Origin of the sequence: Amnimonas aquatica, from assembly GCF_002943415.1 — a bacterium.
Lineage (GTDB): Bacteria > Pseudomonadota > Gammaproteobacteria > Pseudomonadales > Moraxellaceae > Perlucidibaca > Perlucidibaca aquatica_A.
Window position 1 is genome coordinate 1 of sequence record NZ_PTQZ01000038.1, and the last position, 9,765, is coordinate 9,765.

A 9,765-nucleotide genomic window follows, 5' to 3' on the forward strand; every position below is an offset into this window, starting at 1 on the left:
CTGACCTACCTGCTGGTGCGCATCAGCCAGAGCCTGGACCGCATGGCGCTGCTGCTGGCCTTCCTCGATGCCGACCGCGAGCAGCTGCCCGCGCTGCTGACGCGCTTCCTCAAGCTGATGAGCCGCTCCGAGGCGCGCAGCCACAGCACGCGGGCGCTGGTGTCACGCAATACCGAGCTGCTGGCGCGCAACATCACCGAGCACGCCAGCGTGACCGGCGACCACTATGTCACCACCACGCGCGCCGGCTTCTTCGGCATGTGGGTGTCGGCCAGCAAGGCCGGCGTCATCGTCGCCTTCATGGCGCTGATCAAGATCCTGTCGGCACGGCTGGCGCTGGCGCCGCTGGGCCAGGCCTTCATCTACAGCATGAACTACTCGTTCGGCTTCATGCTCATCCACCTGCTGCACGGCACCATCGCCACCAAGCAGCCGGCCATGACGGCATCGCACATCGCGGCCAGCATCGAGGATGCCGGCGACCGCCGGCCGGAGCGCCATCTCGGCAAGCTGGCCCAGCTCTGCATTGATGTCTTCCGCAGCCAGCTCATCGCCATCCTCGGCAACGTCTGCCTCGCGTTCCCGGTGGCATTGCTGATCGGCCTCGGCCTGCACGCGCTCGGCAGCCACCCGGCCGACGCCGACAAGGCCAACCACCTGCTGCACGACCTCAGCCCGATCCACAGCCTGGCCATTTTCCATGCCGCCATCGCCGGCGTGTTCCTGTTCCTGGCCGGCATCATCTCCGGCTACTACGACAACAAGGCGATCTACTCGCGCATTCCCGAGCGCGTGGCCGCGCACCGGCTGCTGCGCTGGCTGCCGGATGCGCGCCGCGAACGCCTGGCCGGCTACCTGCGCCGCAACCTCGGCGCGCTGGCCGGCAACTTCTACTTCGGCATCATGCTCGGCTCCATGGGCACCATCGGCTTCATCCTCGGCCTGCCGCTGGACATTCGCCACATCACCTTCGCGGCGGCCAACTTCGCCTACGCGCTGGTGGCGCTGGACTTCATGATCAGCTGGCAGACCTGGGTGATCACCGTGCTCGGCGTCGCCGCCATCGGCCTCACCAACCTCGGCGTCAGCTTCTCGCTGGCGCTGATGCTGGCACTGAAATCTCGCGGCGTGCGCTTCCGCCTCTGGTGGCCGCTGCTGCGCGAGATCCTGCGCCAGTTCCGCCAGCGCCCGCGCGACTTCTTCTGGCCGCCGCGCCAGGCGACGGAGGGCGCGGCCCACTAAGCCGCCGCACCGAAAACCGGAAAAAGGAAAGGGGCGCCGAAGCGCCTCTTTCCTTTCACACCTGCATCACAGGTTCACATCGGCACACACTTCCGCCATCAGTGGGCCTGGGCCTTGCTGGCGCCGATGCCGGTGTTCTGGCGGACGTACAGCTCGGTCCACTTCTCCTCGGCGCGACGGTCACGGCCGTAGAGCAGCGAGCCTAGGAACACGGCCAGGAAACCCAGCGGGATGGAGATCAGGCCCGGGTTCTTGAGCTTGATCAGCGGCTCCTCGAGGCCGACCAGCGAAGTGGTCTTGTCCGCGTTCTTCACCAGGTCATCCTGCGCCTTGGTCACGTCGGCATCGAGCTTGGCCAGCGCCTTGGTCGCCGTGGCCTGCGCGCGTTCGTCCAGGCTGCCGCCATCCAGCGAGGCCTGCAGCGCATCGCGCTTGGCCGGTGCCTCGGCGATCACCTTCTCGGCATCGGCCTTGACCTTGAGCGGATAGGTCATGTTCGGCGACACCAGCACCAGGATGATGGCCGACGCCGTGCCCACCACCATGCCGCCGATGATGCCGCCGGTGTTGCAGCGCTTCCAGTACAAGGTCAGCAGCACGCAGGGCAGGTTGGCGGACGCCGCCACGGCGAAGGCCAGCGCCACCAGGTGCGCCACGTTCTGGCCCTTGGCGGCGATGCCGATGACGATCGCCAGCGCACCCACGATCACTGTCGAGATGCGCGCGGCGCGGACCTGCTCCTGCGCGGTGGCATGCTCGCCACGGATGACGCCGACGTAGAGGTCGTGCGCCATGGCCGAGGCTGAGGCCAGCACCAAGCCGGCGACCACGGCCACGATGGTGGCGAAGGCGACGGCGGCGACGAAGGCCAGCATGAAGTTGCCCAGCATGGAGTCGGCGCCACCACCCAGGAACTGGGCCAGCAGCGGAGCCGCCATGTTGCCGCCCTTGTCGACCAGCGAGATGTCCGCCGCGCCGACGTGGATGGCCGCGCCCATGCCCAGGAAGATGGTCAGCACGTAGAAGCCGCCAATGATGGCCATGGCCCAGATCACCGACTTGCGGGCTTCCTGCGCGTTCGGCACGGTGAAGAAGCGCATCAGGATGTGCGGCAGGCCGGCGGTGCCGAAGACCAGCGCCATGCCCAGCGACAGCTGGTCGAGCGGATCCTTCAGGTACAGGCCCGGCTCCAGGAAGCGCTGGCCCAGCTCAGCGGCGGTCATGTTCGCGGACTGGTCACCGAGCAGCTTGGCGACCTGGGCCTGGACCTTGCCGTCACCGACCACGGCGGTGAGGAACTCCGGCAGGCTGAAGCCGTAGGGCGCCCACACCAGCATGACCAGCACGATGGACGCCAGCACCAGCAGCACCGCCTTGATGATCTGCACGTAGGTGGTGGCGACCATGCCGCCGAACAGCACATAGGCCAGCATGAGGACACCCACAGCGATCACCGACACCTCGTAGTCGATGCCGATCAGCGTCTTCACCAGCACGCCGCCGCCGACCATCTGCGCGGTCAGGTAGAAGGTCGACACCGTGATCACCGACAGCGCGCCGACGATGCGGGTCTTCTTCGGGTCGTTGCGGTAGGCGAGGATGTCGGCCAGCGTGTACTTGCCGATGTTGCGGCAGGGCTCGGCGATCACCAGCAGCACGGTGATGTAGGCCACCAGCCAGCCCACCGAGTACATGAATCCGTCATAGCCGTACAGCGAGATCAGGCCGGCGATACCGAGGAACGAAGCCGCCGACAGGTAGTCGCCGGCGATCGCCCAGCCGTTCTGCACGCCGGAGATGCCGCCACCGGCGGTGTAGAAGTCCGATGCCGAGTGCACGCGCTTGGACGCCAGATAGGTCACGAACATGGTCAGCGCGATGATGGCGCCGAACACGATGAAGGTCAGGAAACGGTATTCCGGCGCCACCGCGCCTTCGGCGGCGAGCGCCAGGGCGGGAACACCGAGGCCGAGCAGGCCGCCCATCCAGAGCATCTTCTTCATGTCAGCGGCCCTCCGCTTCGGCGACGATCTGCGCCGCCATGGCATCGAACTCGCGGTTGGCGATGCGCGAATAGATCACCGCCACGCTCCAGGCCACCACGAACTCGGACAGCGCGAACACCAGCCCCACGTTCAGCGGGCCCCAGACCTGGCGGCTGAACAGGTCACTGGCATAGGCAGCGCCCAGGGGTAGCAGAAAGTAATAGGCGACAGAAAACAGCATCAGTCCGGAGAGCACCCGCTTCTTTCTGCGTACGAGCGCCTGAAACTTCGGGCTGGCCGCTATGGCCTCCCAGTTTTTTTCTTTTGTCATGACAGGCTCCTTGGTTCTTATTTGTAGAGTCGCTGATGGCGCAACCGGCCTCACGGCCCTATTCCACAGTGCCGAGACTATTCCTCCATGGCGCCATGGCTACGCGACTTTCGGCTTACGGCAGGAGGCCCCGGCGGCACCGGGAGCCGGCGAGCCGCCCGCCACGCGGAACGCAGGCAACAAAAAGCCCGGCACAGGGCCGGGCTTCGAGACCAAAGTCTGATGGTGGTCAGCGGCGACCGCCACCACCACGGCGACCGCCACCACCGGAGCGCGGACGGCGCGGCGCCGGCTCGGCACCTGAGGCGCCATGCACCACCGTCACCTCGGGCACCGGGGCCAGCAGCTCCGCCGGCGGATGGATGCACTCCAGCTTGCGGCCGATGGCCGCCTCCAGCGAGGGGATCAGGTGGCCGTCATCCTCGCAGGCGAAGCTGATGCTGGTGCCGCTGGCGCCGGCGCGGCCGGTGCGGCCGATGCGGTGCACGTAGTCGTCCGGCTGCTCCGGCAAGGTGAAGTTGACGACATGGCTGACGCCGTCGACATGAATGCCGCGCCCGGCCACGTCAGTGGCCACCAGCACGCTGATCTTGCCGGCCTTGAAGTTGTCCAGCGTCTTCACCCGCTTTTCCTGCGGCACATCGCCGGACAGCAGCGCGCACGACAGGTTGTGCGCCTTCAGCACGTCGGTGAGGCGACGGGTCTGGTCACGGCGGTTGGCGAACACCATGACGCGTTCCAGCTTGTGCTGGGTGATCAGGTTGTAGAGCAGCGGAATCTTTTCTTCCGTGGTCACGATATAGACCTTCTGGTCCACCGTTTCCGTGGTCACGGTCTCCGGCTCGATCTCCACCGTGACCGGGCAGAAGGTCCACTGCGACGCCAGGTTGAGCACGTCACGGGTGAAGGTGGCGGAGAACAGCAGGGTCTGGCGGTGCGACTTCGGCGGCGTCAGGCGCACGATGCGCTTCACGTCCGGGATGAAGCCCATGTCGAGCATGCGGTCGGCCTCGTCGATCACCAGCAGTTCCACCTGGTCGAGGTAGAGCTCCTGCTTGTTGGCGAAATCGATCAGGCGACCGGGCGTGGCCACCACGATGTCCACCGGCGTGTCATTGAGCTGGCGGCGCTGCTTCTCGTAGTCCATGCCGCCGACCAAGGTGACGACCTTGAGGCCGGCGTACTTGCCCAGCCCCTCGGCATCCTTGGCGATCTGCAGCGCCAGCTCGCGCGTCGGCGCCAGCACCAGCGCGCGCGGCTCGCCGACGAAGCGCTCCTCCTGCGGCGGATTCTTCAGCAGGTCGGCGATCACGGTGACCAGGAACGCGGCGGTCTTGCCGGTGCCGGTCTGGGCACGGCCGATGGCATCATGGCCGGCCAGCGTGAAGCGCAGCACGCGGCCCTGGATCGGGGTGCAGTACTCGAAGCCGAGGTCATCGACCGCCTTCAGGATGGCATCAGGCACCGGCAGCTCGCTGAAGCGCACGCGCGGCACTTCCGGTGCCGGCGCGACTTCGGCCACCGGCTCGGCGGGCACGCTGTCGGCCGCCGTATCGGCAACCACGGCAGCTGCTGCTTCGGCATCAGCCGGCACCAGCTCCGGAGCAGACGGCTCGGCCGTAACAGACTCGGCGGCGGCAGGCGCGGTATCGGCCACGGGGGCCGGCTCGCCATCCGCGGCGGCTGGGCTGTCGGTCACGACCTCGGCGACAGCGTCGACAACACCGGCGGCAACGACATCGCCAGCAGCGGCGGAAGGAGCATCGACCGGCTGCAGTTCGAGGGAGGCTTGCCCGGGCAGGGCGGAGTTCTGGGTATCTTCGGTCATGTTGGACATTGTCTGTGCATCATCCCGGTTGAGTGCGGGCCGGACGCACCGGCCTGCGCGGCGCCGGCTCCGGCGCCATGGATGGCTGCGGCGGGCTCGCCGCGCAGCCTCGGATCAGCTGGCGCTCAGATCAGCTGGCGCTCAGATCAGCTGGACATCATCGGCCTGCAGGCCCTTGTCACCGCGCTTGAGGAAGAAGTCGACACGCTGGCCCTCGCGCAGGGTGCGATGGCCCTCGCCGCGGATGGCGCGGTAGTGCACGAACACGTCATCGCCGGAGTCACGGGTGATGAAGCCGAACCCCTTGTTGGCGTTGAACCACTTCACCGTGCCCAGCTCGCGCGGGCCTTTCACGCGCACGGTGCGCGCCGGCATGCTGAGCAGCAGCAGGAGCAGCGCCGGCAGACCGGTGAGCAGCACCGACGGCAGCTGCGAAAGCAGCGAAACGGGACCGGCAGCGATGCTGGCGATGGTCACCGCCGCGACGCCGGTGGTGGTGATGGTCAGCGACAGACGCACGGTACGGCAGCGCTTGAGATTGCGCGCGCACCAGAAGAACAGCGGGGACAGGCCGATGTCGACCATGCCGAGCAGACGCACGGCGAATTCGCTGGAAGTATCGAAGGAAGTGAAGGCCAGGGGGAAAAGCTTCAGCCAGAGTCCCGGCATGACCAGCATGAACAGGCCGTTCAGGGCGAAAACCAGCCCCAGCACGGAATAGAGCAGAGCAATACTCTGTTTGCTACGCATTTGAAAGGTCTCTAACAATCACCGACTCGGTTGGGCATCGGGCCAACACGCTACCAATACCTAAAGCCGAGAATGACAGGTTACGACCCGGCTCCCGATGCGGCAGACAGATGAAAACGCGGGAGGAAATACACCCGCAGATTGTGAAGGCGTGAAAACGGGCCCGGACGGGCCCGTTTTCACAGGTGCATCAGTCGAGAGCCAGGACGTCTTCGGCCTGGAAGCCTTTCTGACCCTTGACCACGCTGAATTCAACCTTCTGGCCATCACGCAGGGAGCGGTGGCCATCGCCGCGGATGGCGCGGAAGTGCACGAACACATCTTCGCCAGCCTGACGCTGGATGAAACCAAAGCCTTTGGCATCGTTGAACCACTTCACGGTGCCCTGTTCACGTTGCGACATAATCAACCTCAAGAAACGCAGTATCGGATGGCCGTGGTGCCGCCATCAATCGTTGGCGCAAATGGGTGAACATGGCGTTTACGAGGTGATGATGCCCACGGGCTGTCTGATTAGACACGGAAAGCCCCGACTAAGCAACAAGCAAGAAAGAAATCTTTTGTCAAGACGTTCGCCTGCGCCAGCCGTGACAGGACAGTGACGGCACCCGGCGACGCCACCGGTAACCGACTGATAAAGCAGCACTGCCCGCCAGCCCTGCCCGCCCGTCCCGGCATGCCGGGAGGGGTGCGGTCACGGACGCGCATGACGACACGGCACCGGAATGATGATGCCGGCGTGGCCAGCCGGTCACCGCGCCCTCCGTCGGACCGACGATGGTCGCCTTGCCGCTGCCCGCGGCAGCCGCCAGCATGCATCCAAAGCACGAGAGGATATTTCCTCAGACTGTCATTCCGGGTGATTGCCTGGCTGCCGGCCATTCTGTATCGTGCCTTTCAACATGCGGGCAATAACCGCCTTATTGCAGAAATTCGCTACAAATATAGCAATTCTTTAATGATCGCCGGGCAGCATCAGCGCCACGGAAGACAAAACGGACAGACGCACCCATGCCAGCCATTCTCGTGCTCCACGGCCCCAACCTGAACCTGCTCGGTCAGCGCGAGCCGGGCATCTACGGCGCCGACACGCTGGACAGCATCAACAAGCGCCTGTCGACCCAGGCCGAGCAGGCCGGCGTCAGTCTGGACGCGCTGCAGAGCAACCACGAAGGCGCCCTGGTCGACCGCATCCACCAGGCCGGCGCCGACGGCACCCGTTTCGTCATCATCAACCCGGCGGCCTACACGCACACCTCGGTGGCGCTGCGTGACGCGCTGCTGGCCGTGAACATCCCCTTCATCGAGGTGCACCTGTCCAACGTGCACGCCCGCGAGCCCTTCCGTCAGCATTCGTACCTGTCTGACAAGGCCGTTGGCGTGATCAGCGGACTCGGTGCGCTGGGCTACGAGCTGGCGCTCGCCTACGCCCTGCGCGACCTGCGCATCGCCCACTGAACAATCCTGACCGAACCCCTTTTGAGGAGCAGCAGCAACATGGATATCCGCAAGATCAAGAAGCTGATCGAGCTGGTCGAAGAATCCGGCATCGATGAACTCGAGATCACCGAAGGCGAGGAGTCCGTCCGCATCGCCCGCAACCGCGCACCCAGCGCGATGAGCTACAGCGTGCCGGCCCCGGTCGCCGCCCCCGTGGCCGCCCCGGCTGCCGCCACGCCGGCTCCGGCGCCGACCAAGGGCACCGCCCCGGCCGCCAGCGAGCCTTCCACCCAGGGCTTCGTGCAGCGCTCGCCCATGGTCGGCACCTTCTACCGCGCCCCGGCGCCGGGTGCCGCCAAGTTCGCCGAGGTCGGCGCCACGGTGAAGGCCGGTGACACCATCTGCATCATCGAAGCCATGAAGATGATGAACCAGATCCAGGCCGACAAGGGCGGCGTGATCGAGAGCATCCTCGTGGAAGACGGCCAGCCGGTGGAATACGACCAGCCCCTGTTCACCATCGTCTGACGCGGAGATCACCGACATGCTGGACAAGGTGGTCATCGCCAACCGAGGCGAGATTGCGCTGCGCATCCTCCGCGCCTGCAAGGAGCTCGGCATCAAGACCGTGGCGGTCTACTCCAAGGCCGACCGCGACCTGCTGCACGTGCGCCTGGCCGACCAGGCCGTGTGCATCGGGCCGGCGCCGAGCAAGGAGTCCTATCTCAACATTCCGGCGCTGATCTCGGCCGCCGAGGTCACCGACGCCCAGGCCATCCACCCGGGCTACGGCTTCCTGGCCGAGAACGCCGACTTCGCCGACGCCGTGGAGTGCTCCGGCTTCAAGTTCATCGGCCCGCGCGCCGAGTCCATCCGCCTCATGGGCAACAAGGTCTCGGCGATCGTCGCCATGAAGGCCGCCGGCGTGCCCACGGTGCCCGGATCCGACGGTCCGGTGAACGCCGAGAACGCGGTCGAGGTGGCCAAGCGCATCGGCCTGCCGGTGATCATCAAGGCGGCGGCCGGCGGCGGTGGCCGCGGCATGCGCGTGGTGTTCGAGGAAAGCGAGGTGCTGAACTCGCTGCTGGTGACCAAGTCCGAGGCCGGCGCGGCCTTCGGCGACGACACCGTGTACATGGAGAAGTTCCTGCAGCACCCGCGTCACGTCGAGATCCAGGTCATCGGCGACGGCGAAGGCAAGGCCATCCACCTGTTCGACCGCGACTGCTCGCTGCAGCGCCGCCACCAGAAGGTGGTCGAGGAAGCCCCGGCACCGGGCATTCCGCAGAAGCTGCGCGAAGAGGTCTACACCGCCTGCGTGCGCGCCTGCGAGCAGATGAAGTACCGCGGCGCCGGCACCTTCGAGTTCCTCTACGAGGACGAGCGCTTCTACTTCATCGAAATGAACACGCGCGTGCAGGTCGAGCACCCGGTGACGGAAATGGTCACCGGCATCGACATCATCAAGGAGCAGCTGCGTGTCGCCGCCGGCCTCGGCCTGTCGGTGACCCAGGACCAGGTGAAGCTGCAGGGCCATGCCGTGGAAAGCCGCATCAACGCGGAAGATCCGCGCACCTTCATGCCCTGCCCGGGCAAAGTGAACTACTACCACGCCCCGGGCGGCCCCGGCATCCGCATGGACTCGCACCTGTACTCCGGCTACAGCGTGCCGCCCAACTACGACTCGCTGATCGGCAAGCTGATCGCCTACGGCCCGACCCGCGAGATCGCGCTCAAGCGCCTGCACAACGCCCTCGACGAGATCGTGGTGGACGGCATCAGGACCAACATCGCGCTGCATCGCGATGTCATCCTGCGTGACGAGGCCTTCCTCGAGGGTGGTGTCGACATCCACCACCTGGAGAAGCAGCTGAGCCAGGGCTGACCGGCAGCAAGCGACACCCGAGCCGCCGCCACCCGGGAGGGTCGCGGCGGCTTTTTCATGGCGGCAACTGCACGCCAGAGAACACCGCATCAGCAACATCTCTCGCCCAGCAACAGGGCTGGTGTTTGAGAAAAATCATAAGCATATGAAATAAAATAATTTTTCCTGTTGGTACGGGCTTTGCTCTTATCGGGGTGTCCCGCAGGCAACAGCTGCACTCCAGACAGGAAAACCACATGACCGCCCCCCAGCCCACCCTGAAAGTCGTCGCCATTTCCGGCAGCACCTCCAGCCCCTCGCGCAC

General features: G+C 65.8%; 8 protein-coding genes and 2 pseudogenes. 4 read left to right on the forward strand and 6 right to left on the reverse strand.

The features are described 5' to 3' along the window. Positions 1–1,242 (forward strand): annotated as a pseudogene (locus C5O18_RS02955) (site-specific recombinase); the annotation flags it as partial. Positions 1,243–1,340: 98 nt separating this feature from the next. Here C5O18_RS02955 and C5O18_RS02960 read toward each other — a convergent pair. From C5O18_RS02960 to C5O18_RS02980, 5 genes and pseudogenes are all read right to left on the reverse strand, one after another. Next, on the reverse strand, positions 1,341–3,245 hold the full coding sequence (locus C5O18_RS02960; protein WP_105191373.1) for a solute symporter family protein: 1,905 nt from the start codon (positions 3,243–3,245) through the stop codon (positions 1,341–1,343). A gap of 1 nt (position 3,246) precedes the next feature. Then, entirely contained in the window at positions 3,247–3,558 is a 312-nt protein-coding gene (locus tag C5O18_RS02965; RefSeq protein ID WP_105191374.1) for a DUF485 domain-containing protein, read from the reverse strand. A gap of 370 nt (positions 3,559–3,928) precedes the next feature. Beyond that, positions 3,929–5,044, reverse strand: a pseudogene (gene rhlB, locus C5O18_RS02970) (ATP-dependent RNA helicase RhlB); the annotation flags it as partial. A 483-nt stretch (positions 5,045–5,527) separates the two neighbouring features. Next, on the reverse strand, positions 5,528–5,761 hold the full coding sequence (locus tag C5O18_RS10225; RefSeq protein ID WP_146089184.1) for a cold-shock protein: 234 nt from the start codon (positions 5,759–5,761) through the stop codon (positions 5,528–5,530). Between the two features lie 565 nt (positions 5,762–6,326). Beyond that, positions 6,327–6,539, reverse strand: a complete 213-nt coding sequence (locus tag C5O18_RS02980) for a cold-shock protein (protein ID WP_105191376.1) — start codon at positions 6,537–6,539, stop codon at positions 6,327–6,329. 608 nt (positions 6,540–7,147) lie between these two features. Between C5O18_RS02980 and aroQ the strand changes: the two genes are divergently transcribed. The 3 genes from aroQ to accC are packed head-to-tail and all read left to right on the forward strand — an operon-like array spanning position 7,148 to position 9,461. After that, complete coding sequence (gene aroQ, locus C5O18_RS02985; RefSeq protein ID WP_105191377.1) at positions 7,148–7,594, forward strand: type II 3-dehydroquinate dehydratase; 447 nt, start codon at positions 7,148–7,150, stop codon at positions 7,592–7,594. Positions 7,595–7,633: 39 nt separating this feature from the next. Beyond that, a complete protein-coding gene (gene accB / locus C5O18_RS02990; protein ID WP_105191378.1) occupies positions 7,634–8,104 on the forward strand; it encodes an acetyl-CoA carboxylase biotin carboxyl carrier protein in 471 nt (156 codons plus the stop codon). Positions 8,105–8,120: 16 nt separating this feature from the next. Continuing rightward, the gene (accC, locus tag C5O18_RS02995) at positions 8,121–9,461 is read left to right on the forward strand and encodes an acetyl-CoA carboxylase biotin carboxylase subunit (RefSeq protein WP_105191379.1); all 1,341 of its coding nucleotides are present in this window, start codon (positions 8,121–8,123) and stop codon (positions 9,459–9,461) included. A gap of 55 nt (positions 9,462–9,516) precedes the next feature. Here accC and C5O18_RS10705 read toward each other — a convergent pair. After that, on the reverse strand, positions 9,517–9,765 hold a 249-nt coding region (locus tag C5O18_RS10705; RefSeq protein ID WP_206389700.1), incomplete at its 5' end, for a hypothetical protein.